A 25,705-nucleotide genomic window follows, 5' to 3' on the forward strand; every position below is an offset into this window, starting at 1 on the left:
GCGGAAACACAGAATATTACGCGGGGGCCACCGGCGCCACTTCGCAACTGTGTCGGCGCTTATGATCAGACAACACCATTGTTGTTGTCCGTTCCCAGCCAACTGCCACGCAGCTAGCCTGCATGCCTTGCATTCCCAGTCTGCTCAGGAGAGACCCGCCATGTTCGATCGTCACTACAACGTATGGCCCGATCAGGTACCGCATTTTCTCGAACTGCCCAAGACCAGCCTCTACAGCAATCTGACTGTCTCGGCATTGCGCTACCCGGACCATCCGGCGATCCTCTATTACGGCAGTGCGCTCAGCTATGCCGAGCTGGAACGCCAGGCCGAGGCGCTGGCCGGCTACCTGCAGCAGGCCGGAGTCAAATCGGGCGATCGCGTGCTGCTATATATGCAGAACAGTCCGCAGTTCGTGATCGGTTTCTACGCCATTCTGCGCGCCAACGCCGTGGTGGTGCCGGTCAACCCGATGAACCGTAAGGCCGAACTGGAATATCTGATCGCCGATACGCAAGCCTCAGTGGCACTGAGTGGCCTCGAGTTGCTGGATAATTTTGAAGGTCTGATTGGCGCGGATTCGTTACAGGAGGTCATTGTCTCTGCCTACGGCGAGTACGTTACCGAGCCGACCAACCTGGATCTGCCCGACGCGGTATTGCTCCAAGGCCCGATTCCCGCACGGCCGGGTGTAAGCAGTTGGCAGGATGCACTGGCAGCCGCACACCGGCCAGGCGCCCTGACCGCCGGACCGGACGACAACTGCGTGATCCCCTACAGCTCTGGCACCACGGGCAATCCAAAAGGCTGCGTGCACACCCACCACAGCGCCATGGCCACCACGGTTTACTGTTCTGTATGGGGCAACGCCCAGCACGACAGCGTGCAACTGGTATCAGTGCCGATGTTCCACGTGACAGGCATGCAAGTGTGCATGAACGGTGCGATCTACATTGGTGGCACCCAGGTGGTCATGACCCGCTGGGATCGCAAGGTGGCGGCGCAACTGATTCAGGATCATGGCATTACCGGCTGGCGCAACATTTCCACCATGGTCGTCGACCTGCTCTCCGAACCGACCATCGACGATTACGATCTGAGCAGCCTGAAGGGGATCGGTGGCGGTGGTGCAGCCATGCCCGCTGCGGTCGCCGCCAAGCTGGAGGCCAAAACTGGCCTGCAGTACGCCGAAGGCTACGGCCTGTCAGAAACCATCAGCGCCACCCACATGAATCCTCCCCAGGCACCCAAGCCGCAATGCCTGGGCATACCCATTATCGGGGTGGACTCGCGCATCATTGACGTCGACAACCTGCAGGAGGTCGGCGTGGGCAAGACCGGCGAAATTGTCATGCGCGGCGAACAGGTTTTTGGCGGCTACTGGCGGCGTGAAGAAGCCACTGCCGCCGCATTCGTCGAACTGGACGGCAAACGTTTCTTTCGCTCTGGCGACATCGGCTATTACGACGAGGATGGCTATTTCTATCTGGTCGATCGCGTCAAGCGGATGATCAACGCCTCCGGCTTCAAGGTTTGGCCGGCAGAGGTCGAGTCGCTGCTCTATGGTCATCCCGCGATTCAGGAGGTATGCATCATTTCGTCTCCGGACGAGCGGCGGGGCGAGACTGCCAAGGCTGTGGTGGTGCGTGCTGCCGGACACGAGACGGTAGGTGCTGAAGAAATCATGGCCTGGTGTCAGCAAAACATGTCCGCCTACAAATGCCCCAAGCAGATTGCTTTTGTCGACAGCCTGCCCAAATCACCCACCGGCAAAATTCTCTGGCGCGCGCTGCAGGAAGAGGAGTGGGCTGGGCACAGTTGAACGGAGCTGACCTCGAGAACTGGCGGTGCCAATGGTTGCCGCGGGGATAAAAGTGAACGGGCCGCTGCGCAGCCTGTCACTATGAGCATCCTTGCACCGCACACGTTCCGATGGAGCTGCCATGAGCGAACAATCGACAAAAACCCTGCTGATACTCGGCGGGACGGGATTGGTAGGCAGCATGCTGATCGAGCAGGCTCTGGCTGATCCACAGGTATTGCGGGTCATTGCGCCCACGCGCCGCCCCCTGAAGATCAGTGATCGCTTGCTCAACCCTCTGGTGGACTTCGACGAGCTTCCCCGCAATGCAACCTGGTGGCGAGTTGATGCAGTGCTCTGCGCCCTGGGAACCACTCGCAGCCAGGCCGGCTCACGCGAGAAGTTCTATCGTGTTGACCACGATTATGTATTACAGGCGGCCACGCTTGCGCAGCAAGCCGGGACACCGGTATTCGTGCTCAATTCGTCGATGGGGGCAGAGCCTCTTTCACGCTCACTTTATCTGCGTACCAAAGGCCAGATCGAGAAGGATCTGGAAACCCTGGGTTTCAGCTCCCTGACCCACGTGCGACCCTCACTGCTTGCAGGCGGCGTGCGCCCCGAGTTCAGGTTGGGCGAAAGTATCGGTCTGTGGCTGGCGCGGCTGCTGCAACCGGTTATCCCCGCGCGTTACCAGGCGGTGCAGGCCAGCGACGTGGCAGCGGTCATGCTGGCTGCCGCAGTGGAACCCCGCCCCGGCACGAGTATCGTCCAGTCGGACCAGATCAAATGTCACCATAGTGCGAAAGACACCTGAGCGTCTGTGCGAAAAGCCGCATCCACAAGCTCACTTCCTTATAATGGCACATTGCCTTACCCTGACCAGATGAGCAGCCAGCTATACTGAAGCACAAAGCCTGCAGCTGACCGAGTACCCATATGATCGATTACAGTAAAAAACGCTTCCTGGTAGTAGATGACTTCTCCGAGTTTCGCACCTCGGTGACCGGGATGCTGCGGCTGATGGCAGTAAAGCAAGTCGATGCCGCAGCGCGGGGTGAAGACGCCATCGCCATGTGCCGTAATACACGCTACGACGTGATTCTGCATGACTACAACCTGGGCGCTGGCAAGAACGGCCAACAGGTACTCGAGGAGTTGCATCATGCGGGCCTGATCAGTCCGCACTGTATTTTCGTGATGTGTACTGCCGAGAGCAGCCAGGCCATGGTAATGAGTGCCCTGGAGTGTGAGCCTGACGCCTACCTGACCAAACCGTTCAACCGCGCCAGTCTCCAGCAAAGACTGGATAAGCTGGTGGAGCGGAAGCTGGCCCTCAAACCCATCCTCGATGCCCAGGTAAAGAATGACCAGCAAGCCGTGCTGGCTGCCTGTGACCAGGTTATGGCTGCCAACAAACGCTTCGCTCCACAATGTCTGCGGCATAAAGCCGGCGCACTCAAAGCGCTGGGCAAGCATGCCGAGCTCGAAGCGCTGCTCAATGAACTTATTGCGGATCGTCCTCTACCCTGGGCCCTGATCATGCTGGGCAATCATTGGCTGGCCATCGGCGAGCTGGATAAGGCAGAGTCACTATTTACCTCCTCAATCAGCCAGTTCCCGATGTTGCCTGCCCTCTTCGATGGCCTGGCTGCGGTTCACGCAGCCCGCGGCGCGTCCGCAAAGGCTCAGGAATATCTTGAGCAGGGATTGCGCATTTCGCCCAACAGCCTGCAGCGCCAGCATGAGCTGGGCAGGCTCGCACGGGCCAATGGCGATTACGACAAGGCCATTCGCGCATTCCGCCAGGCCGTCGATCTGGGTCGCAATTCGCAGTTCCGCAACCCTGACGATCATCTAGGCCTGGCCTCCAGTTTGAACGAGCAGGCTGGAGACGAGGCGCCAAGCCCAAAGGCGCTACTTGAAATTCGCCAGACCCTGGGCGATCTGGGTAAAGCCTGGAAAGACGACCCCAAGGTCACTATTCGCGGCAATCTGGTGCACGCCAGCGCTGTAGCCAAAACTGGCGATCAGGCCGCAGCAGATAAACTGGTGGCTGAAGCCAGCGTTAGAATGGCTGATCTGCCCAATTTCTTTACTGCGCAAATAGCCCTGGAGGTGGCTGCGCAAATGCAGCATCTGGGGCATGCCGACAAAGCCGAGAGCGTACTGGCTACCTGTGCGGAAATGTACGGCGACGATGCCAGGATCATGGAAGCGATCGCCAGTCAGACCAGCAATCCCGAAATACTCAATGCCGGGCTCCAGGCCCAGACTCTCAACAGGGAAGGCATCAAGGCATACCAGCAACAACAGTTTCCCCAGGCACTTGATCTGTTTCGTCAGGCCCGGGACCTGCAACCGCGCAATATCAGTTTTGCGCTCAACACCGCACAGTCGGTATTGCGGTTGCTGCTAGCCGAGCCGAGCGCAGATCTCAAGGATGAATGCCTGCAATGTCTGGCGCAGGTCAGCAATATTCCCGCTACGGACTCACGCTATCCCCGTTATGAAAAACTCTGCAAGACGGTGGCAGGCCTGTGAGCGACGAGCAGCAGAAGCAGCAATCTGATCCGGAGGCGCCGGGAGGCCTGGATTTCTCCACGGTGATTGCGTCCACTGTGCACGACATGAAGAACTCGCTGGGACTGCTGATGCAAGCCTACGAAAGATGGTCCAGCGCACTGCCCCCCGAGCTGAGCGAAACCGCAGAGCGCGGAATGATCGAATATGAGTCCATGCGCCTGAACGGCATGCTGGTACAAATGCTGGGGCTCTACAAGCTGGGGGTCAATCAATTGCCCATGCGGCCGAACTGGCTCGAGGTGGAGGACTTTCTACAGGAACAACTAGCCCGCCACGATGAAATTCTGCGCTCCCGGCATATAGAGGGTTCCTACGAGGTCGAGGAAGACGGGCTAATGGCCTTTCTCGATACCGAGCTGGTCGGGTCCGTGGTCGGTAACGTGATCAACAACTCGATCCGTTATGCGCGCTCCGCCATCCAGCTGAAAGCCTGGGTCGCGGATAGCCAACTGGTCATAGCCATAAGCGATGATGGTCAGGGCTACCCGCCAAGCATGATCGAAAATCAATCAGAGTACGTGCTGGGCATCAACATGAGTACCGGCAGTACCGGATTGGGCCTGTATTTTGGGCAACGTATTGCGGAGCTGCACCACCGCGATGAGGTAAAGGGCCACATCGAACTGCGTAACGACGGCCCCTTGGGCGGAGGTGAATTCCGCATCTATCTGCCCTGACCGCAGACGTCCGTTCAGCGAGGCATCATCCGCACGCCCTCGATTTCCACCAGAGGCTGCGGCCGCCCCAGGTGATAGCCCTGAGCGTAATCCACACCCAGCTCTTTCAGGCAGGTAAGAATACCCTCGCTTTCGACAAACTCGGCCACCGTCAGCAAGCCCATCTCATGACCAATGGTATTGATCGCCGACACCATGGCCCGCGCTATCGGATCAGACTCGATATCCTTGACGAATACGCCGTCGATTTTCAGAAAATCCACCGGCAGGGTTTTCAGATAGGCGAACGACGACAATCCCGAACCAAAATCATCCAATGCGAACCGGCAACCGATGGATTTGAGGCGCTGCATGAAAATCACTGCCCGACTCAGATTGGCTATCGCGCTGGTTTCGGTCACCTCGAAACAGATGCACTCCGTTGGCACCCGGTGTCTGGCAAGCGTTTCCAGCACGAACTCGAGAAAACTGTCCTCTCCCAGGGAAGCGGCCGACAGATTGATCGAATAGTTTCCCGGATTATCCGGATGCCGCCGTGAATAATCGCCCACCCAGGCAAGGAAATTACCAATCACCCAGCGGTCAATCGCTGTCGCCAGGGCGTAACGCTCAGCTGCAGGCATGAACGCGCCCGGCGGAATCACGTTACCGTCATCACCCAACAGCCGCACCAGCACTTCATAACTGGGGCTGGTCGAATGCCCGGCCACCTGCATGATTGGCTGCACGTAGAGGCGCAACAGGTCCTCGTCCAGTGCCTGTCGTATCCGGTTTACCCATTGCATCTCGCCGCGACGCTCAAGCAGTTGCTCATCATCGGCCTGATAGATATGGATACGATTACGTCCTGCATCCTTGGCCGCATAACAGGCGCTGTCGGCTGCGCTAAGAAGTCTGCCGAGGGTTTCCCCGGGAGCAATCTGTACCAGACCGATACTTACCCCGATGGCGAATGCCTTGCCCTCCCAGCTGAAGCGGAATTCTTCCACCTGAGAGCGGATACCATCAACGATGGGCAGCGCCTCTTCCAGGGGGCAGCCAGCCAACAGGAGACCAAACTCGTCACCACCCAGGCGGGCCAGGATGTCACTACTGCGAATGCGCGCCTGGAAGATCTTGCTGAGTTGGCGCAGCAGCTCATCCCCCGCCGCATGACCGCATGTATCGTTGACGATCTTGAACTGATCAAGGTCCATGTAACACAACACCTGCTCACCCCGTTCGCTGGCGGGCAACGCCAGGGCAGCAGCCAGTCGTCGCTCAAACTCGGCTCGGTTGGCCAGGCCGGTAAGCGTGTCATGGGCTGCCTGATGGGATAACTCGCGGGCCAGACGGCGATTGACAGTCACATCACGAAAAGTCAGCACGGCGCCGATAATACGGCTCTCGGCATCGCGTATGGGCGCTACCGCATCCTGGATCGCCACATCGCTTCCATCACGGCGTCGCAGCGTGACACTCGCTCCATCCACAGATGCCAGCGGCTGTCTGTAGCGCCTCAACAACGCAGTAACGGGATTGCCAAGGGCCGTGCCGCTGGCCTCATCATACAATCGGTACACTTCTTCAAGGGGCCGGCCAGTGGCCTGACCGTGCTCCCAGCCAGTGAGCTTTTCCGCTACGGGATTGATGTACCGGATGCGACTATCAGGCCCCGTAGTGATCACGCCATCACCAATCGACGCCAGGGTCACCTGCGCGAGCATCTTCTCCTGATGCAACTGCTGTTCGATCCGCCGACGCTCGGTGATGTCGCGAATCATGCAGGTTACCGCTCGGTCATCAAAGGCGCCCCGGCTCACGGTCAGCTCTGCCACAAACTGTTCATGTCCGTTACGGCTGAAGAGAACCTCCTGCTTGAGCTCCCCCCCGCGTTCCGGTTTCGGCAAGCCTGGCCAGTTATCCTCTGCCACGAGCCGATGCAGCGGTTGGCCGAGCAAGTCGACCGAGGAGAGCCCGAAAAGCCTTTCGGCCCCCGGGTTACAGCTGGCCAGAACACCTTCGGGTGAGCAGGTGACGATACCGTCACGAATATCCCGGATGATCGACTGGGTAGTACCCACGGCACTTTGTAGCGCTCGTATGACCTTGTTGTACTGGCTGGCAATCTGACCTACTTCGGTGAACGGCTCAACCGGCACCTCGCGGGCAAAGTGTCCATCGTGCTGGTGCGTCGCCATGGCCTCCAGTAGTTCAATCAACTCGGTACGCGCACCGTGCTCCGAGACGTTCAGACCTACGCGCTCTTCCTCGGGCGTCACCCGCAGGGGCAGCCATCGATTGATCAGCTTGAGCACGATCCAGGTCAGGCCGAAAGCCCAGAGGCCCGCGACTATGACACCCTGGCCCTGCACCAGTAACTGCTCCCAGCGGCTCAATCCGGTGCCCAGCAGCTGCATATCGGCAAACAGTGCCACTGCAAGGGTCCCCCAGATGCCGCTGGCGAGGTGAACCGGCACCGCACCAACCGCATCATCGATACGCAGACGGAACAGCAGGCGGTCGGCCAGATACATGATGAAGCTACCGATCAGGCCAATTATCAGCGCTGATCCGGCGTCAACCACATGGGCGCTGGCTGTCACAGCAACCATGCCGGAGATCAGGCCATTGAGCGGATAAACGGGGTCCACCAGCCGCCAGCGCAGCCAGGAGAGCAACATACCTCCGAGAATGCCCGCCACCCCCGCCAGCACCGTGTTGGCAATTATGCCCGGCACGCTGTGATCAAAACTGAAGGTGCTGCCACCGTTGAATCCGAACCAACCGAACAGCAACAGCAAGGCACCCAGCATCGCCAGGGGCAAGTTCGAACCGGGCAGGCTGCGACCGTTACGATCCACGTCGAAGCGACCTTCCCGCGGGCCCAGTACCAGAACCACTGCCAGCGCAATCCAGCCGCCCACCCCATGAACAACAGTAGCGCCGGCAAAATCCACAAACCCCTTTTCGGCAAGCCAGCCCAGCCCCTCACTGAAGGTGCCGGCCCAGGCCCAATGGCCGTAAAGGGGGTAGATCAGACCCGCCGCCAGGGCAGTCACTATCAGATAGGCACTGAAGCGCATGCGCTCGGCTGCAGCTCCGGAAACAATGGTTGCCGCCGTGGTACAAAACATCGCCTGGAAGAGAAAGAAGGCCGAATGCCAGGTATCGGTGAATGGCAACATGGTAAAGCCACCACCAATCCAGCCCTGCTGGCTCGCACCAAACATCAGGCCAAAGCCAAACAGCCAGTACAGCAGGATTGCCACGCTCAGATCGGCCATGTTCTTGACCGCCACGTTGATCGCGTTCTTGCTGCGCGTCAGACCGGCCTCAAGGCACAGAAAGCCCAGCTGCATGTTGAAAACCAGCCCGGCACAGAGGACTACCCAGAGTACGTCCAGCATTTCTAGCGGCATCGCGGCACCTGCAAGCCAAACCAGCTATGGCACTTTGATGGCGCATTGTCGTCCTGAACGCACCAATCAAGCGCATGATTGATGCGCCAGACGGCGCATCGGCTCGATACAGTGCAGAAGAATGCAGAATATGTACCACTTTGGCCGGGCAGCAGAACGCCACCCGGCCTGAGGGAAAGAAGAACGAATCAGTCGGCGACGTGGACCAGTTGCTTGCCGAAGTTCTTACCCTTGAGCATGCCCTTGAATGCGTCAACCGCATTGTCCAGACCCTCGGCAACCGTCTCGCTGTATTTGAGCTTGCCGGAGGCAATCTGCTCAGCCAGGTGAGCCGTGACTTCCTGGTGCTGGTCCTGCCACTCGGTGACCAGGAAGAAGCGGTGCTCGGGCTTGTTCTCGCCCATGGCGCCGAACACATGGAAGGGCGTCTCGACCTTGCTGGCATCTTCGGCGTTATAAGCTGAAACGTAACCGCAGACCGGTACCCGTGAGCCCTTGTTCAGCAGCTTGGCTACCGCACGGGTGACTTCGCCGCCAACGTTTTCGAAATACACATCGATACCGTCCGGGCAGGCGGCCTTCAGATCCGCTTCCAGGTTACCGGCCTTGTAGTCCACGCAGGCATCAAAGCCCAGCTCTTCAACCACGTACCGGCATTTCTTCTCGCCACCGGCGACGCCGACGACGCGACAACCCATCTGTTTAGCCGTCTGGCCAACTACAGTGCCTACAGGCCCGGATGCGGCGGAGACAACAACAGTTTCGCCCGCCTTGGGCTTGCCGACATTGGTCAGGCCGCAGTAACCGGTGCGACCGGGCATGCCCGCCACGCCCAGATAGGCCTGCAGAGGCACACCCTGGTCCTTGATCTTGTAAACCATTGGCGCGTCGCCGGGAATGATTGAATACTCCTGCCAGCCCGAGTAACTGGTGACAACGTCACCCACTGCATAATTGGGGGACTTGGACTCGACAACACGGCCAACGCTTTCACCCACGATAGGTGCACCGATTTCAATCGGATCCATATAGCCCTTGCTGTCGTTCATGCGCGGGCGCATGTAAGGGTCAAGAGACAGCCACAGTGTCTTGAGCAGGACTTCACCGTCCTTCAGATCACGCACCGGCTCTTCGCGGATTACCAGATCATCATCGGCAATTTCACCTTGGGGGCGCTTGTTGAGTACTACTTTGCGATTGGTGTAGGCAGTCATGAAAGGCCTCGAATTGACATAAACAGAAAAGGGCACGATAAGCCCAGACGGCACGATAATAGACCAGCATGTGCGGATGTCACGGCTGCAAGGGTACTATTCATCGGGCTGATTTCGGACTAGTTGGCAGCCCGAAACAAAAGCCAGGCCGCGGGGTTATTGTTCGTCGCAGGCAACCAGCTGGTTACGACCACCGTCCTTACCGCGATAAAGCCTGCGATCAGCTGCGCGATATAACGCCAGCAAACTGTCTCCATCCACGGGCCACTGGGCAAGGCCGAAGGTGGCGGACAGTGCGATGTGATGGTTTTCGTGTACGAGGTAACTGTCAGCAATTCGTTCACGCAGGCCTTCCACCAATTGGATGGCCGCTTCGATTTCGGTGTTGCCAAGCACGATGCCGAACTCTTCGCCGCCCAACCGGCCGATGAAATCAGTTGCGCGCAGACGGCCTGCCAAACAGGAACAGATATGCCGCAGCGCCGCGTCTCCCGCATCGTGCCCCCAGCGATCATTGACCTCCTTGAACAGGTCAACATCCAGAACAACCAGCACAAAGGGCGCCTGAGTTCGCCTGGACGCCAGAATACTGCGCTCGAGATAGGCCTGAAAATGACCGCGATTGGCCACCCCGGTCAAGGCATCGGTTTCGGCCATACTCTGCAGGGCACGCTGGGCCGCAGCACGACGGCTCTCGTATAGATGAACGAAAACCAGCACCAGAAAACCACACAGCAGCGCATTGCCCAGATCGATCCAGCCCAGCGGAGTGTCCGGCATGCCATAGCGCACCAGATAAGCCAGCGTAACCAGCAGCATCACCGGCACAGCCAGCACGAAACCCGCTCTGCGTCCGAGCAACAGATAGGACAGAATCGGCACCAGATAAACCCAGACAAAAGCGGTGATCGACGCTCCCGGCATGATCACGATGTAAACGAGAAAGCAGAACAGCGGCACAAGGTAGACATAGACCCACAGGACCACATTGCGCGCGCGAGAAATGCGTCTGGCCGCCCAGAGCAATGCCAGCGCCGCTAACAGCTCGACCCCGGCAAGCAGATAATGGCTTTGAAAAAGCTGCAACAGAGAAAAGAGGCCGAGCGTGAAGCCGGTTGTGGAAAATGTCAGCCGCAACAGGGAGCGCTGATCCGCGTCGGCCAGACCACTGGTTTCCAACAGCTGTCCATTTGCACCAGGGGGGTCAATTAACCCTTGCATAGATCCTTTCCACTTTTCCAGGCTTTCTGTTTCACCTGAGTGTAGCAGCGCGCATCGGGCTTCATAGACGAATCAGACAGCGTCGAAAGCAGCTATGTGCTCATCCTTGAGGCGGACATAATTCCCCGCCGTGTAGGTAAAGAAGCTCAATTCCTTTTCAGTAAGAGGTCGAATCTGCTTTGCCGGGCTACCCATGTACAGATACCCGGATTCCAGGGTGCGCTGGGCAGGCACCAGACTCCCTGCGCCAAGAATGACCTCGTCTTGAATTACGGCACCATCCATGACGATACTGCCCATCCCGATCAATACCCGGCTACCGACGCTGCAACCGTGCAGCAATACCTTGTGGCCTACCGTCACGTCATCACCAATCTGCAGCGGGTAGCCGTCGGGGTTGAAGGGGCCTGCGTGGGTGATGTGCAGCACGCTGCCATCCTGGATGCTGGTTCGCGCGCCAATACGTATACGATGCATGTCGCCGCGGATGACGGTCTGCGGCCAAACGGAACAGTTGTCACCCAGTTCAACATCGCCGATGACCACCGCAGTCGGGTCGATGAATACCGCCTGGCCGAAAACCGGCTGCTTGCCGCGGAAAGGGCGTATCTTCATGGTTTGATCTCCATTGGGGAAAGCTCTTGATACTATTAATAAAAATGACTGGCCGTGCGTAAGCACGGGATGTCTCATATCATGATAGCCATTGACTCAAGACGCACCCAACAGGATACCCAACATCATGTCCAATCCTCTGCTGCAATCCTACGACCTGCCGCCCTTCAGCAGCATCCGTGCCGAGCACGTGAAGCCTGCCATCGAGCAGGTACTGGCCGACAGCCGGGCCCAGCTCGCCAGTCTTCTGGACAACCCACCGGAGAAATGGACCTGGGCAAACCTGATCGAACCTCTCGATGAGATGGGCGAGAAAATGTCTCGCGCCTGGTCCCCGGTCAGCCACCTGAATGCGGTGATGAACACGCCGGAACTACGTGACGCCTATAACAGTTGCCTGCCACTGCTGAGCGAGTTCAGCACCGAACTGGGACAGAACCAGAAGCTCTTCGAAGCTTACCGGCAATTGGCTGACAGCGCAGACTTTGCCGCGCTGGACCAGGCGCAACAGACCATCATCGAGCACGCCCTGCGCGACTTCAGGTTGTCCGGCATCGCGTTACCAGCGGCCCAACAAAAGCGCTATGGCGAGCTGCAGTTACGCCTGTCCGACCTGCAAAGCCGTTTTTCCAATCAGGTGATGGATGCCACCCAGGCCTGGAGCCGGCATATTACCGATGCCAGTATACTCGGCGGCCTGCCCGAGTCGGCTATGGCTCAGGCACGTCAGACAGCACAGAGCAAAGAGCTGGAGGGCTGGCTTATCAACCTGGAGTTCCCCAGCTACTACGCGGTAATGACCTATGCCCACGACCGCGCCCTGCGCGAAGAGGTATATACCGCTTACAGCACACGTGCCTCCGACCAGGGACCCCATGCCGGCGAAAACGATAACGGCCCGCTGATCGACGAGATTCTTGCCCTGCGCCAGGAACTGGCCGAGCTCCTTGGCTACGCCAATTACGCAGAGTTGTCCCTGGCGACCAAGATGGCCGAGAACACCGATCAGGTTGTTGGCTTTTTGCGCGATCTGGGCCACCGCAGCAAGCCCTTTGCCGAGCAGGACTTGCAGGCATTGCGCGATTTCGCCGCTGAAAACGGCTGTCCTGACTTGCAGAGTTGGGATGTCGGCTATTACAGCGAGCAGTTGCGTCAGCATCGCTACGCAATTTCCCAGGAAGAGCTCAAGCCCTACTTCCCGATCGACCAGGTGCTGCAGGGCATGTTCGGTGTAGTAGCAAAACTGTATGGCATCGAGCTGCGCGAAACACAGGATTTTGATCGCTGGCACCCCGATGCACGGCTATTTGAAGTGATCGAGCAAGGCGAGGTAACCGGCCGGTTCTTCCTCGACCTGTATGCGCGCAGTCATAAGCGCGGCGGGGCCTGGATGGACGGTTGTCGCGACCGCCGCCGCCTGCCCGGCGGCGCACTGCAGCGTCCGATCGCCTATCTGGTATGCAATTTTACTCCGCCAGTCGGTACTGCCGCCGTGGGCGGAAAGCCGGCGCTACTGACCCACGATGAGGTCACCACGCTGTTCCACGAGTTCGGTCATGGTCTGCATCATCTGCTGACGCAGGTCGACTACCCAGCCGCATCGGGTATCAATGGCGTGGCCTGGGACGCCGTCGAGCTGCCAAGCCAGTTCATGGAAAACTGGTGCTGGGAGCCGGAAGGTCTGGCATTGATTTCCGGACACTACGAAACAGGTTCCCCGTTGCCACAGGATCTGCTCGACAAGATGCTTGCCGCACGCAACTTTCAATCCGGCCTGGGTATGCTGCGCCAGATCGAGTTCTCGCTATTCGACTTCCTTTTACATCGTCGTGACGATCCGGAGCTGGGCGTGCAACAGGTGCTCGACAAGGTGCGTGACGAAGTTGCCGTATTCCGCCCACCAGCATTCAACCGGTTCCAGAACGGCTTTAGCCACGTCTTCGCCGGTGGCTACGCCGCGGGCTATTACAGCTACAAGTGGGCGGAGGTGCTTTCGGCCGATGCGTTTTCGCGCTTCGAAGAGGAGGGCGTACTCAATACCGATACCGGCCGGGCTTTCCGCGACAATATTCTCGCCCGCGGTGGCAGCCGCGAACCGATGGAGCTGTTCGTCGCGTTTCGCGGTCGCGAACCGACAATCGATGCGCTGCTGCGCCACAGCGGTCTGACCGGGAAGGCAGCATGAACGAGCAGCCGGTAATCAAGCGTTTTATCGCGGGCGCGGTATGTCCCGCCTGCACCGAGATGGATACCATCCGGACCTTCGATGAGGACGGCAGGCCGGCGCGTGAATGTGTCAGTTGTGGCTATGCCGATACCCTGGACGAGCGCGGCAATGCAGTGCCGCGCGAGGTACCCACCCGGGTCAACAAAGCCAAACCCACGCCGGAGAAAAAGGTGCAAACGGTACAGTTTTTCCCCAATCCGAAGCTGAAAAAGAAATAGCCCTGCCTGTTCACCTGTTCAGGGCATGTCGCGCAGACGGATCTCCACACCCAACTGCGCTGACATGCAGGGCCACTCCTGCCAGAGAGACCGTTTTCCCTCGACATTCATGCGCTGCTTGTATTCGCTGAAATCCGATCCGTGGAAAACGCTATCCGGGGCCAGGCCATCAACAGCTACCTGAACCATTGCATCCAGTTCGTTGGCGAACTCCTCTTCGAGCAGATGATGCACGATCAGGTTTGCGCGGGTGGTATCCAGAGGCACCAACTGGCCACCGCCGTGGGCCAGATAACGATCGTTGACCTCCTCCAGCAACCGGTGCGCCAGATAGGCTTCGTCCAGCAATGCCAGCAGGCCACGATGATCGGCAGGCAGATCCGGCGGCTGCAGAAAAAAAGTCTCGGCCACCTTCATTACCGGAAGCAACTGGGCGCCAATCCGCGCCTGGGTCGCAACCCCCATTGCAGCCTCCAGCACATCCGGAACCTGTCCTATATACCCACTTACAAAGCCCATGAAAGCATCTACATCATGCTCATCAACCGCTGCGATCGCTGGATGCAGCGTCGGTAATCGCTCCTGTAACCAGCCTCGCAGATAAGATTGAGTTGTCTCGTGCTGTTCTGCCAGGCTGATGCGCTCACGCAATGCGAGTATGTTCATCTGGGGCTCCGTTTATGCCGGCCGGATGCAGGCTGGCAAGGAAGGGTGAGGGGGTAGCTGGACAAACTAGCAGAGCATATTGATATCGTCAAAGTGACTCGCAAACGAGCCAATAGAATAGTTTGCAGAGTGTCTGGCAGTGCGTTGGCAGCGCATTTCCACAGAATGGGTAGTAACACAAATTCACTTCCGGATAATTGACAAAGAACAAAAAAAGAGGCCTTCGGGGGATTGCCATGAGACCTGTCAGGTCTATACTCAAGCGGTCTGGCAGTTTTTGGGGGGCCAGTCGTTATATCCACCTTCGCCCAGCGAGGGGCCGGAAATAGCGGCATTCGTGTTTATCAAGTCCTGATGACGGCATAAATACCCTTCCCTCCGCTCCAGAACAGATAACAAAAAAAAGGGGAACCGGGAATGTTGCGACATGCAAGCGCCTGGCTGGGTGGTCTGCTATTGCTGACACTCAGTGGCACCGTAAGCGCCGGGTGGGCATTTAATATGTCCGAAGGTGTGACCGACATCAGTCGGTCGGTATTCGATCTTCACATGCTGATCTTCTGGATCTGCGTCGTCATCGGCGTGATTGTTTTCAGTGTGATGTTCTGGTCGATGTTCATGCACCGCAAGTCCCGGGGCGCAGTACCCGCGACTTTTCATGAAAACATCTCGGTCGAGGTACTCTGGACCGTCATTCCACTACTGATCCTGATCGGCATGGCAGTGCCAGCCACCAAAACCCTGATTGAAATCTATGATGCGGAAGAATCCGACGTCGACATCATGATCACCGGATATCAGTGGCGCTGGCAGTACAAGTACCTTGGCGAGGACGTAAGCTTTCTCAGCAACCTCACCACCCCCCGCGACCAGATCAACAACCAGACCGACAAGGGCGAAAACTATCTACTCGAAGTAGATGAGCCCATGGTTGTGCCGGTTGGCAAGAAGATCCGCTTTCTGATCACCTCCGCAGACGTAATCCACTCCTGGTGGGTACCTGCGCTGGCGGTCAAGAAAGACGCCATACCCGGCTTCGTCAACGAGGCCTGGACGCGCATCGAGGAGCCCGGCATCTATCGCGGTCAATGTACCGAACTTTGTGGTCGCGACCATGGGTTCATGCCCGTCGTCGTCGACGCCAGAACCCAGGAAGATTACGACGCCTGGCTGGCAGACAAGAAGGCCGTAGCCGCGGCAGAAGCCGAACTGCGCGACAAGGAATGGTCACTGGCCGAGTTGATGGAGCGCGGCGAGCGTGTTTACAACACCAATTGCGCAGCCTGTCACCAAGCTGACGGCAGCGGTCTGCCACCGGCCTTCCCTGCACTCAAGGGTAGCGACATGGCTCTGAACGACATACCTGGCCACATCAATATTGTCGTCAACGGCAAGCCCGGTACATCAATGGCCTCATTTGATGGCCAGCTGTCTGAAGTGGATATTGCAGCGGTGGTCACCTACGAACGCAACGCGTGGGGTAACGACACCGGCGACATCGTCAGTCCGCTGGATATTCTCAACTTCAAAAACGGCCAATAGGAGACCATCATGAGTGCAGTGATCGATCATCATGCCGACCATGCCCATGGTCCGGCCAAAGGTTTGATGCGTTGGGTACTTACCACCAACCACAAGGACATCGGCTCGATGTACCTGTGGTTCAGCTTCGCCATGTTTCTGCTTGGCGGCACCATGGCCATGGTTATCCGCGCCGAACTATTCCAGCCCGGTCTGCAGCTGGTGCAGCCGGAATTCTTTAATCAGATGACCACCATGCACGGTCTGATCATGGTCTTCGGTGCGGTCATGCCGGCATTCGTGGGCCTGGCCAACTGGATGATCCCGATGATGATCGGGGCTCCGGACATGGCTCTGCCGCGCATGAACAACTTCAGCTTCTGGCTGTTGCCTGCCGCGTTCGGCCTCCTGGTTTCGACGTTGTTCATGGAAGGTGGTGGCCCCAACTTTGGCTGGACTTTCTATGCGCCACTGTCCACCACCTACGCACCACCCAGCGTGACCTTCTTCATTTTCGCCATTCACCTGGCCGGTATCAGCTCGATCATGGGCGCGATCAATATCATCGCCACCATTATCAACCTGCGCGCGCCGGGCATGACGCTGATGAAAATGCCGCTGTTCGTATGGACCTGGCTGATTACCGCTTTCCTGCTTATTGCGGTCATGCCGGTACTGGCGGGCGTGGTGACCATGATGCTGATGGACATCAATTTCGGCACCAGCTTCTTCAGCGCCGCCGGTGGCGGTGATCCGGTCATGTTCCAGCACATTTTCTGGTTCTTCGGGCACCCCGAGGTGTACATCATGATCCTGCCGGCTTTCGGTGCGGTCAGTGCGATCATCCCGGCCTTCAGCCGCAAACCACTATTTGGCTACACCTCGATGGTCTATGCCACCGCCGCGATCGCGTTCCTGTCGTTCGTGGTCTGGGCTCACCACATGTTTACCGTGGGCATACCGCTGACCGGTGAGCTGTTCTTCATGTACGCCACTCTGCTGATCGCGGTACCCACCGGCGTCAAGGTGTTCAACTGGGTCAGCACCATGTTCCGCGGCTCCCTGACCTTCGAAGCCCCGATGCTGTTTGCGGTAGCCTTTGTGATCCTGTTTACCATCGGTGGTTTCTCTGGCCTCATGCTGGCGATCGCCCCTGCGGACTTTCAGTATCACGATACCTACTTTGTAGTGGCGCACTTCCATTACGTGCTGGTACCGGGCGCGATCTTTGGCATCTTCGCTTCCGCCTACTACTGGTTGCCCAAGTGGACCGGCCACATGTACGACGAAGTCCTGGCCAAGACGCATTTCTGGATGTCTTTCGTGGGTATGAACCTGGCGTTCTTCCCGATGCACTTTATCGGCCTGGCCGGCATGCCGCGCCGGATTCCGGACTACAACATGATGTTTGCCAACTTCAACATGATTTCGTCAGTCGGCGCCTTCATGTTCGGCGCAACCCAGTTGTTGTTCCTGTTTATCGTCATCAAGTGCATCAAAGGCGGCCCCAAGGCGGCAGCCAAGCCGTGGGACGGCGCAGAGGGTCTGGAGTGGACGGTAGCGTCACCTGCTCCGTACCACACCTTCAGCACGCCACCGGAAGTGAAGTAAGAGGATGAGCGCAATGGGCGAAGGCATGAGCACAAAACGTCTGGTAGGCCGCCTGGTAATTCTGGTGGCCGGCATGTTCGGCTTCGGCTTCCTGCTGGTACCGATATACGACGTGATGTGCGATGCCTTTGGCATCAACGGCAAGACCAATAGCTCCGCCTATGAGGATAGGGGGCAGACAGTGGACGAATCACGCTCGGTGCGTGTGCAGTTCCTGTCGACCAATGCTCAGGGCATGGTCTGGTCATTTGGTCCGCAGGGTAATGAGCTGGTCATGCACCCCGGTGAAACCCGGGAAATGATCTTTACCGCGCACAACCCGACCGACAGACCCATGGTCGCCCAGGCGGTACCCAGCGTCTCACCGTCAAAGGCTGCCGCCTATTTTCACAAGACCGAGTGTTTCTGCTTTACCCAGCAGACGCTGCAGGCAGGTGAAACGGTGGAAATGCCCGTGCGCTTCATAGTCGATCCGGAGTTGCCGCAGGAAGTCCACAGACTGACCCTGTCCTACACGTTATTCGATATCACTGATCGCATGGCCGGCCCTGATGTGGCGGCGGTGCACAGCAACTGATTTTGACTGCCTGACAAGGAGAACAAGAGATGGCGAGTCACGAAGCACACGAAACGCACGAAGCTTATTACGTACCGGCCCAGAGCAAGTGGCCGATAGTAGGTTCCATCGGCCTGCTCACCTCGGTCTTTGGTGGCGGCACCATGATGGTCAGCAGTGGCGAAAGCGGCTACCTGATTCTTATCGCCGGCCTGTTGATTCTGACCTGGATGATGTTCGGCTGGTTTGGTGATGTCATCAAGGAGAGTCATCAGGGCCTTTACAGCGCACAGATGGACCGTTCGTTCCGGATGGGCATGGGCTGGTTCATCTTCTCGGAAGTCATGTTTTTCGCCGCGTTTTTTGGCGCACTCTTCTATGTGCGTACCTTTGCCGGCCCGTGGCTGGCAGGTGAGGGCGACAAGGGCGTCACCGGTATGCTGTGGCCCAACTTCGAATACGTCTGGCCGCTGATGACCAATCCCGACCCGGGCCTGTATCCCGGCCCCCAGGAGACCATCAGCCCGTGGCAGCTACCGCTGATCAACACCATCATCCTGATCACCTCCAGCGTTACAGTGACCTTTGCTCACCACGCCCTGCGTGCCGGCAAACGCGGCGCACTGAAAGCCTGGCTGGGGCTGACCGTCGCGCTTGCCGTGGTGTTTTTGGGCTTGCAGATTGCCGAATATTTTCACGCCTACAACGATCTGGGTCTGACCCTGGATTCAGGCATCTACGGCGCGACATTCTTCATGCTGACCGGCTTCCACGGCGCCCACGTGCTTATGGGAACCATTATTCTGTCGGTCATGCTGTTGCGTGTATACAAGGGACACTTCACTCCGGAGCAGCATTTCGGGTTTGAAGCGGCCAGCTGGTACTGGCACTTTGTTGATGTGGTCTGGGTGGGACTGTTTATCTTCGTCTATATTTTCTGACGCCAGGCGGCGGCCCAATGGCCGCCGGTCCTTTGCAGCCTGTGGTCTAGTGTAGCCAGGGTGTATTCCAGGTGAACTGACCGGACCAGAAGCCATAGGCAATCACCAGCATTACAGCGATAGTCAATCCGATGCGCACACTCAGGGCAGTCACCAGGCGGCCCTCACCGTTGACGTCCTTGACGAGAAAGAACAAGCCACTGAAAAGGCTGACGACAATAGCCAGCAGCAAGGCCAGAATGACCAGTTTTAACCACATAATCGAACATCCATGCTTATGAAGGGTTTGGCCATTATAGCTTCTGCACATGCTCAAGGTTGCCATGTCTGATATTTCCTCTGCTGCACGACGTTTCGCCCCGGGCTGGGCAATGACCGCGTTTGTCGGGTTCTTTCTACCGATCCTGGTGCTATTGGGATTCTGGCAGCTGGATCGCGCCGAAGAAAAGCAACTGCTGCAAGCGCGAATGGACCAGAGTCGCAGCGCTGTGGCTGTGCCCCTGAGCACATTACAGGGCGTCGAGAACGTTGCATGGCGTCCCGTGCAGATGCAGGGCATTTTCGATCCCGAGCTGATCTGGCTTCTGGATAACCGTACCCGTGGTGGCAATGCCGGGCTTGAAGTTCTGCAGGTGTTTATCGATGCCGACTCAGGCACAAGACTCATAGTCAATCGTGGCTGGCTTCCCTGGCCCGACCGACGCCAGATCCCGGAGGTCCGCACACCGCGTGGCACCCAGCGACTCGATGCAGAGGCCCTGCCCCCCACTGAAGCGGGCTTCACCCTGGGCACCACCCACGTAACGCCAGGCTGGCCAAAGCTGATAACGCGTGTGGATGTGGATGCCATGCGTGAAGCCAGTGGCGAAATTCTGCTGCCCTGGGTAGCTCGATTACGCACCGGCAGCGACGCCGCGTTGACGCTCGACTGGCCCGAGCTACCGATGACGTCCAGCAAACATACTGCCTATGCCGTTCAATGGTTTGCATTGGCACTGGCCCTGCTGGCACTCTTTATCTGGGCTGGACTGCGGCCCGAAACCCCGGAGAAAAACAAGAATGCATGACAGGGAACAAACGTCCGCGATCAGATCCAAGCCACGCGGGCAACTCAAATTACTGGCCATAGTGGCTATTGTCCTGGGGCCCATCTTACTGGCAGGCCTGATGGCCAAGCTGGGTGTAGGTATTCCGGATTCGCAAACCAATCGCTCGGATCTCATCGAGCCCGCCATCAGCGTTGACGACTGGCAACTCGACATCGAGCCGGTAGGTTACGGCGCGCCATGGCGACTTCTGGTCACCTCAACCGGCGACTGCGAGGCGACTTGCATGGAGCTGGTGCATGAAGCCCGACAGATCAATGTTGCCCTGGGCCGTGAAGCCGGACGGGTCGAGCATGTGATTGCACTGAGTACACCCGCCACTGGCGCGCTACTCGAACGGCTTGAACGCGAATATCCCCGTCTGCAGCAGGCCAATCTGGTGCCCGACGCCTATGACAGCAGCCTGACAGCCCATCCAGTGGAATGGCGCGAAGGGGCTCAGTTGTGGCTGATCGACCCGCTTGGCCGGGTCGTACTGCATCAGGCTCCGGATGAGCCTGGCAAACAACTGCTTGATGACCTCAAGCACCTGTTGAAAGTATCCAAGGTAGGGTAACGACCATGCGCAAACCCGGTTATGTCTTTGCCCTCTGTGCCCTGGTATTTGGCTTTGTTGTGGTCATCCTCGGCGCTTACACCCGTCTTGTGCATGCCGGCCTTGGTTGTCCCGACTGGCCTGGTTGCTACGGCTTTCTTGGTGTCCCGCAATCACCCGAATCGATTCAACTTGCCGAAACACGCTTTCCCGATGAACCAGTAGAGGTATTCAAGGCCTGGGCCGAGATGATTCATCGCTATGTGGCCGGTATTCTGGGCCTGATCATCCTGGGTCTGGCGCTTTACAGCCTGCGCCAGCGCAACGTTCCCGGCTATCCCGTCAAATTGAGCTTCGGCCTGCTTCTGCTGGTAGTCTGTCAGGCCGCATTCGGCATGTGGACGGTGACGCTGAAGCTCTGGCCGCAAATTGTCACGGCGCACCTGCTGGGCGGCTTCGCTACACTGAGCCTGCTTTTGCTCCTGTCGCTGCGCCTGTCAGGCCGCCTGGCACCCCTGTCACCGCGCAAGGTAGTAGTGCGCTTGCGGTATTTCGCCCGATTCGCACTGGTGGTAGTTATTGCCCAGATCATGCTGGGTGGCTGGACCAGCACCAACTACGCTGCGCTCGCCTGCGTCGATCTGCCCACCTGTCATGGCGTCTGGTGGCCCGAGATGGACTTCGCTGCCGGCTTTCATCTGTTCCACGAAATCGGCCCGAACTATCTCGGCGGTATCCTTGAAGGCGAAGGACGCACGGCAATCCATGTGACCCATCGTATCGGCGCGGTTATTACCAGTGTCGTGTTGCTACTCCTGGCCTGGCGGATGCTGGAAGTCGGTCTGGGTCGGCTGGCTGGCCTGCTGGTTGCGGTGCTGGCCGTACAGATCAGCCTGGGTGTCAGCAATGTGTTGCTGCATCTTCCGCTGGCTGTCGCCGTGGCACACAACGCCGTAGGTGCCGTGCTCCTGTTGGTCATGGTGGCGATCAACTACCGTTTGCGCGCGCCGGCCAGGAATGCGTTTTTCAGTACCGACAGCTCGTCGGGGCTACTGGCCAGCCATTGAACCCTGGCGCATACTGGCTGCCAGAACAATAACTCGAACAATAACAAACGCTGCGGCGTTCTGGGGAAGCACTGATGACGACCTTGACCAATACCGCACAGGCCAGCGCCCAATGGCGCGACTACCTGGAGCTGACCAAGCCCAAGGTGGTGGCCCTGATGATCATCACCTCGGCCATCGGGATGCTGCTGGCAACCGAAGGCATGGTGCCCTGGACAGTGCTGCTGTTGGGTAACCTGGGCATCGCGTTATGCGCCGGTTCAGCCGCAACGGTGAATCACCTGGTTGACCGCCGCATCGACATACACATGGCACGCACCCAACGGCGTCCGATGGCCCAGGGCCGGGTCAACCCGATCAGCGCCATGTTGTTTGCACTGGTGACCGGCGTCACCGGGATGGCCATCCTGCTGATCTGGATCAACCCGGTCACTGCGTGGTTAACCCTGGGTTCACTGCTGGGCTATGCCGTTGTCTATACCCTGTTCCTCAAACGCGCCACGCCCCAGAATATTGTCATTGGTGGCATTGCCGGTGCCGCACCGCCGCTGCTTGGATGGACCGCGGTAACCGGTCAGATTGATGCCGAAGGCCTGCTGCTGGTGTTGATCATCTTTGCCTGGACGCCACCGCATTTCTGGGCGCTGGCCATCCACCGCAAGGCAGAGTATGCCAAGGTCGATATACCGATGTTGCCGGTGACCCATGGCGAGCGCTACACCAAGCTGCACATTCTGCTCTATACCTTCATTCTGCTGGCAGTCAGCATGCTGCCATTCGTTATTCACATGAGCGGCCCGATCTACCTGGCCGCCGCCCTGCTGCTGGGTGCGCGCTTCATAGACTGGGCCTGGGCCCTGTGGCGCGACAGTCGTCCCCACGCGGCGATCAAGACTTTCAAATTCTCCCTCTGGTATTTGCTCTGGTTATTCGTGGCACTGCTGGTTGATCATTATGTCGGAGTTGCCGGATGGCTATGAGTGGTGTGCAGAAAACGGTACTGGTCACCGTTGCGGCAATTGCGCTGGTGCTGGGTGCAGTGGTGGCCAAGGTCAACCGTCAGGCCCCGTTGGACCGGGAAGTGCTTTCCAATTCAGGCATCTTTCTGTTCGACAGCCCACGCAACCTGCCGGATATCGAGTTACAGGCTGCCACAAGTGACCTATGGACCAACCAGGACCTGACAGGGCAGTGGGATCTGCTCTTCTTCGGCTACACCTTCTGTCCGGATATCTGCCCGACCACCATGGCGGACTTGCGCTCAGTGGTCGAATCGCTAACGCCGGCTGCACGCGAGCAATTGCGCGTCACCATGGTCAGCGTGGATCCGGAACGCGACACACCACAACAGCTGACCGAGTACCTTGCGTACTTCAAGGCCGGCTTCAAGGGCGTGACTGGTGAGCCCGCTGAGCTTGCCAGGCTGGCTCAGGCCCTCTCGATTGCCTATATTCCGCCCGATACCAGTGAAGAAAATTACCTGGTCGACCATAGCGGGCAAGTAGTCATGATCAACCCGCAAGGCCAGTATGTCGGTTTCATCCGACCGCCATTCAAGATCGCCGAACTGAGTCTGTGGCTGCCGCGCATCATGAATCCCCAGTAGATGAGTGGTTGCTGAGCGCCTGAGTTGTTGCGGGCCCGCCGGCAGCAACCCTGTCTTTCATCAGCCTGATCACCTTTCCCGTCTTGCCCGCAACTCCCACTGCCTGCCCATCCTTCTGGGAGCCCGCGCGCGCCTGGCTGAGTAACACCGGGATCAACTTGCCCTCGGTCAATCCCTTCCAGAAACGCAGCGGCATATGGCCCTGCATGACCTTGCGGTTCAGCCGTGCAGGATTGAAGATACTGGCATAGTAGGTTTCCCAGAGCGCGTCGTCCTTGCCCCGTACTGCCTCCGCCCGAGCCAACCACTCCGGCGGACAGGGTTGGCGATAATGCAATTGCTTGCCATCGAACCATACACCGTCACGTGGCGTGGCAATCAGCCAGCGCTGACGTCCGAGCCGTTCAGCAAAATGCATGCTCGCACTGGCGAGGATGTCATGGGCAGGCTCGTGCCAGGCTACATAATCGAGCTGCTCATCCGCTGGCAGAGGATGGAAACGCAGGAACGCATGCAGGTGATGCGCCTCGCGGCTGGCCGACTTTATACGCCGGTGCATTTCACTGCCATCCGGATCTCCGGCCAGCATCGCCTGACGCTCACCTCTGACCACCCGCCAGAGAATCCGGTAAAGCAGATTCCAGCGCCCCGGCGTGCGATAACGCGCAGCGCTTTTTAACTGGCCAAGTAACTCCGCAGGGACACGGTGGGTCGACGCCGTAGCGGCGTAGGCTGGTGCCGGCTCTGCTGCAAACAACTGCGGAATCCTTTCATCCTCCCACACCACGTCATGGGGCGGCACGTTCTGGGCCAACAACTGCCGGGCCTGGCTTCGCCAGCACTCAAAATCATCGTCACAGCACAATACCTGCATGCGCTTCCCTCAGGCCCAAAGCGCCATCTGCGCTGGCTGATCACTCAGCTGCCGGCGAAGCTGACTGGATTCGACCGTATCCTGGCGCGGACGGTAATCGCTGGTGATGATAAATGGCCGGGCCTTGTCTATCACGCAGCGCATGCGCACCAGGTCCTCAAAGCGGATACGCTTGAGACGACGCAGACTGACGATACGTTGAGCTGTCCTGATTCCGATCCCGGGTATGCGCGCAATCATTGCCGGCTCAGCCAGATTCAGATCGACCGGAAACTGCGCCCGGTTGACCAGTGCCCAGGCCAGCTTGGGGTCGATATCCAGGGGCAGATTGCCCTGCGCGCCAATCAGCTCACCGGCCTTGAAGCCGTAACTGCGCAGCAGAAAATCGGCCTGATAAAGTCGATGTTCACGCAGGAGCGGAGGCGCCTGAAAGGGGACCGAAGCGGGGCTATTGGGAATGGGGCTGAACGCCGAATAATAGACCCTGCGCAGCCGGTAATCGCCGTACAGGGATTCAGCCGTGTGCAGTATGCGGCTGTCGTCGCTGGCGTCAGCTCCAACGATCATTTGCGTGCTTTGCCCGCCCGGGGCAAATTTGGGCGCGCGCTTGTCCGCGCGGGACTCATTGGAAGCGCTGTCGATCGTGCCCATGGCGCCGGTAATACTGCCAATCTGTTTTTCGGGTGCCAGGCGTATCAGGCTGTCCGGACTGGGCAACTCGATGTTCACGCTAAGCCGGTCGGCATAACGGCCGGCCTCCTCGATCAACGCCGGGTCTGCCTCCGGGATCGTCTTGAGGTGAATATAGCCCCGGAACTGATGCTCCTTGCGCAGTAGTCTGGCTACGCGAATCAACTGCTCCATGGTGTAGTCAGGCGACTGAATGATGCCCGAACTGAGAAACAGCCCGCTGACGTAATTACGCTGGTAGAAATCCAGAGTCAGCTTGACCACTTCTTCGGGCATGAAGCGCGCCCGCGGCACATCACTGGAGCGCCGATTGACGCAGTACTGACAATCATAGAGGCAGAAATTGGTCAGCAGAATCTTTAACAGGGATACGCAGCGGCCGTCCGGCGTATAGCTGTGACATATACCCATCCCGTTGGTGGCGCCAATGCCATCCTTGCCCTTGGAGCTACGCTTGGGTGCACCACTACTGGCACAGGACGCATCATATTTCGCCGCATCAGCCAGGATGGTGAGTTTCTCGATGAGTTCCATGGCACAACCTTATACTGTATAGATACACAGCATAAGCG

General features: G+C 58.3%; 23 protein-coding genes. 15 read left to right on the forward strand and 8 right to left on the reverse strand.

All coding sequences use genetic code 11. From position 1 onward, the window contains the following. Nucleotides 1-160: 160 nt before the first annotated feature. From FZF01_RS01365 to FZF01_RS01380, 4 genes are all read left to right on the forward strand, one after another. On the forward strand, nt 161-1,822 hold the full coding sequence (locus tag FZF01_RS01365; RefSeq protein WP_150276304.1) for a long-chain-fatty-acid--CoA ligase: 1,662 nt from the start codon (nt 161-163) through the stop codon (nt 1,820-1,822). Nucleotides 1,823-1,943: 121 nt separating this feature from the next. After that, entirely contained in the window at nt 1,944-2,618 is a 675-nt protein-coding gene (locus FZF01_RS01370; RefSeq protein ID WP_150276305.1) for an NAD(P)H-binding protein, read from the forward strand. A 122-nt stretch (nt 2,619-2,740) separates the two neighbouring features. Then, complete coding sequence (locus tag FZF01_RS01375) at nt 2,741-4,345, forward strand: tetratricopeptide repeat-containing response regulator (protein ID WP_150276306.1); 1,605 nt, start codon at nt 2,741-2,743, stop codon at nt 4,343-4,345. 86 nt (nt 4,346-4,431) lie between these two features. Next, nucleotides 4,432-5,064 (forward strand): sensor histidine kinase, encoded by a 633-nt coding sequence (locus FZF01_RS01380; protein WP_150276707.1) that lies wholly within the window; start codon nt 4,432-4,434, stop codon nt 5,062-5,064. Nucleotides 5,065-5,078: 14 nt separating this feature from the next. Here the strand turns inward: FZF01_RS01380 and amt are convergent, their stop codons facing one another. The 4 genes from amt to FZF01_RS01400 form a co-directional block, all read right to left on the reverse strand. Further along, complete coding sequence (gene amt, locus FZF01_RS01385; RefSeq protein ID WP_150276307.1) at nt 5,079-8,465, reverse strand: ammonium transporter; 3,387 nt, start codon at nt 8,463-8,465, stop codon at nt 5,079-5,081. Nucleotides 8,466-8,653: 188 nt separating this feature from the next. Then, nucleotides 8,654-9,679 carry an NADP-dependent oxidoreductase gene (locus tag FZF01_RS01390; protein WP_150276308.1) on the reverse strand — a complete coding sequence of 342 codons (1,026 nt, stop codon included), beginning with the start codon at nt 9,677-9,679 and terminating at the stop codon, nt 8,654-8,656. 156 nt (nt 9,680-9,835) lie between these two features. Next, nucleotides 9,836-10,900 (reverse strand): GGDEF domain-containing protein, encoded by a 1,065-nt coding sequence (locus FZF01_RS01395; protein ID WP_150276309.1) that lies wholly within the window; start codon nt 10,898-10,900, stop codon nt 9,836-9,838. Between the two features lie 72 nt (nt 10,901-10,972). Beyond that, nucleotides 10,973-11,515: a gamma carbonic anhydrase family protein gene (locus FZF01_RS01400; protein WP_150276310.1), complete on the reverse strand. Its 543-nt coding sequence runs from the start codon at nt 11,513-11,515 to the stop codon at nt 10,973-10,975. A 124-nt stretch (nt 11,516-11,639) separates the two neighbouring features. Between FZF01_RS01400 and prlC the strand changes: the two genes are divergently transcribed. Then, complete coding sequence (prlC, locus tag FZF01_RS01405) at nt 11,640-13,700, forward strand: oligopeptidase A (RefSeq protein ID WP_373286426.1); 2,061 nt, start codon at nt 11,640-11,642, stop codon at nt 13,698-13,700. After that, a complete protein-coding gene (locus FZF01_RS01410; RefSeq protein WP_150276312.1) occupies nt 13,697-13,960 on the forward strand; it encodes a YheV family putative zinc ribbon protein in 264 nt (87 codons plus the stop codon). Before prlC ends, FZF01_RS01410 begins: the two co-directional genes overlap by 4 nt. An 18-nt stretch (nt 13,961-13,978) precedes the next feature. On the opposite strand, the gene FZF01_RS01415 is transcribed toward FZF01_RS01410, so the two are convergent. Then, nucleotides 13,979-14,626, reverse strand: a complete 648-nt coding sequence (locus FZF01_RS01415; protein WP_150276313.1) for a hypothetical protein — start codon at nt 14,624-14,626, stop codon at nt 13,979-13,981. Nucleotides 14,627-15,043: 417 nt separating this feature from the next. Between FZF01_RS01415 and coxB the strand changes: the two genes are divergently transcribed. The 4 genes from coxB to FZF01_RS01435 are packed head-to-tail and all read left to right on the forward strand — an operon-like array spanning nt 15,044 to nt 19,255. After that, entirely contained in the window at nt 15,044-16,168 is a 1,125-nt protein-coding gene (gene coxB, locus FZF01_RS01420; protein ID WP_150276314.1) for a cytochrome c oxidase subunit II, read from the forward strand. Nucleotides 16,169-16,177: 9 nt separating this feature from the next. After that, nucleotides 16,178-17,758 carry a cytochrome c oxidase subunit I gene (gene ctaD, locus FZF01_RS01425; protein WP_150276315.1) on the forward strand — a complete coding sequence of 527 codons (1,581 nt, stop codon included), beginning with the start codon at nt 16,178-16,180 and terminating at the stop codon, nt 17,756-17,758. Between the two features lie 13 nt (nt 17,759-17,771). Further along, nucleotides 17,772-18,335, forward strand: a complete 564-nt coding sequence (locus tag FZF01_RS01430; RefSeq protein WP_150276316.1) for a cytochrome c oxidase assembly protein — start codon at nt 17,772-17,774, stop codon at nt 18,333-18,335. A 29-nt stretch (nt 18,336-18,364) separates the two neighbouring features. Then, a complete protein-coding gene (locus FZF01_RS01435; RefSeq protein ID WP_150276317.1) occupies nt 18,365-19,255 on the forward strand; it encodes a cytochrome c oxidase subunit 3 in 891 nt (296 codons plus the stop codon). A 46-nt stretch (nt 19,256-19,301) separates the two neighbouring features. On the opposite strand, the gene FZF01_RS01440 is transcribed toward FZF01_RS01435, so the two are convergent. Next, nucleotides 19,302-19,514: a DUF2909 domain-containing protein gene (locus FZF01_RS01440; RefSeq protein ID WP_150276318.1), complete on the reverse strand. Its 213-nt coding sequence runs from the start codon at nt 19,512-19,514 to the stop codon at nt 19,302-19,304. 64 nt (nt 19,515-19,578) lie between these two features. Between FZF01_RS01440 and FZF01_RS01445 the strand changes: the two genes are divergently transcribed. The 5 genes from FZF01_RS01445 to FZF01_RS01465 all read left to right on the forward strand — a co-directional run bounded on the left by FZF01_RS01445 (nt 19,579) and on the right by FZF01_RS01465 (nt 23,569). After that, nucleotides 19,579-20,322 (forward strand): SURF1 family protein, encoded by a 744-nt coding sequence (locus tag FZF01_RS01445; protein ID WP_188434331.1) that lies wholly within the window; start codon nt 19,579-19,581, stop codon nt 20,320-20,322. Then, complete coding sequence (locus tag FZF01_RS01450; RefSeq protein ID WP_150276320.1) at nt 20,315-20,917, forward strand: hypothetical protein; 603 nt, start codon at nt 20,315-20,317, stop codon at nt 20,915-20,917. Before FZF01_RS01445 ends, FZF01_RS01450 begins: the two co-directional genes overlap by 8 nt. A gap of 5 nt (nt 20,918-20,922) precedes the next feature. After that, on the forward strand, nt 20,923-21,963 hold the full coding sequence (locus FZF01_RS01455; RefSeq protein ID WP_150276321.1) for a COX15/CtaA family protein: 1,041 nt from the start codon (nt 20,923-20,925) through the stop codon (nt 21,961-21,963). Nucleotides 21,964-22,037: 74 nt separating this feature from the next. Next, entirely contained in the window at nt 22,038-22,943 is a 906-nt protein-coding gene (gene cyoE, locus FZF01_RS01460; RefSeq protein WP_150276322.1) for a heme o synthase, read from the forward strand. Further along, nucleotides 22,940-23,569 (forward strand): SCO family protein, encoded by a 630-nt coding sequence (locus FZF01_RS01465; RefSeq protein WP_150276708.1) that lies wholly within the window; start codon nt 22,940-22,942, stop codon nt 23,567-23,569. The genes cyoE and FZF01_RS01465 overlap by 4 nt, the downstream gene beginning before the upstream one ends. Here FZF01_RS01465 and FZF01_RS01470 read toward each other — a convergent pair. Further along, on the reverse strand, nt 23,553-24,443 hold the full coding sequence (locus tag FZF01_RS01470; protein ID WP_150276323.1) for a TIGR03915 family putative DNA repair protein: 891 nt from the start codon (nt 24,441-24,443) through the stop codon (nt 23,553-23,555). The genes FZF01_RS01465 and FZF01_RS01470 overlap by 17 nt on opposite strands. A gap of 9 nt (nt 24,444-24,452) precedes the next feature. Then, entirely contained in the window at nt 24,453-25,667 is a 1,215-nt protein-coding gene (locus tag FZF01_RS01475) for a putative DNA modification/repair radical SAM protein (protein WP_150276324.1), read from the reverse strand. Nucleotides 25,668-25,705: the final 38 nt, after the last annotated feature.

This window comes from Halopseudomonas salina (assembly GCF_008641105.1).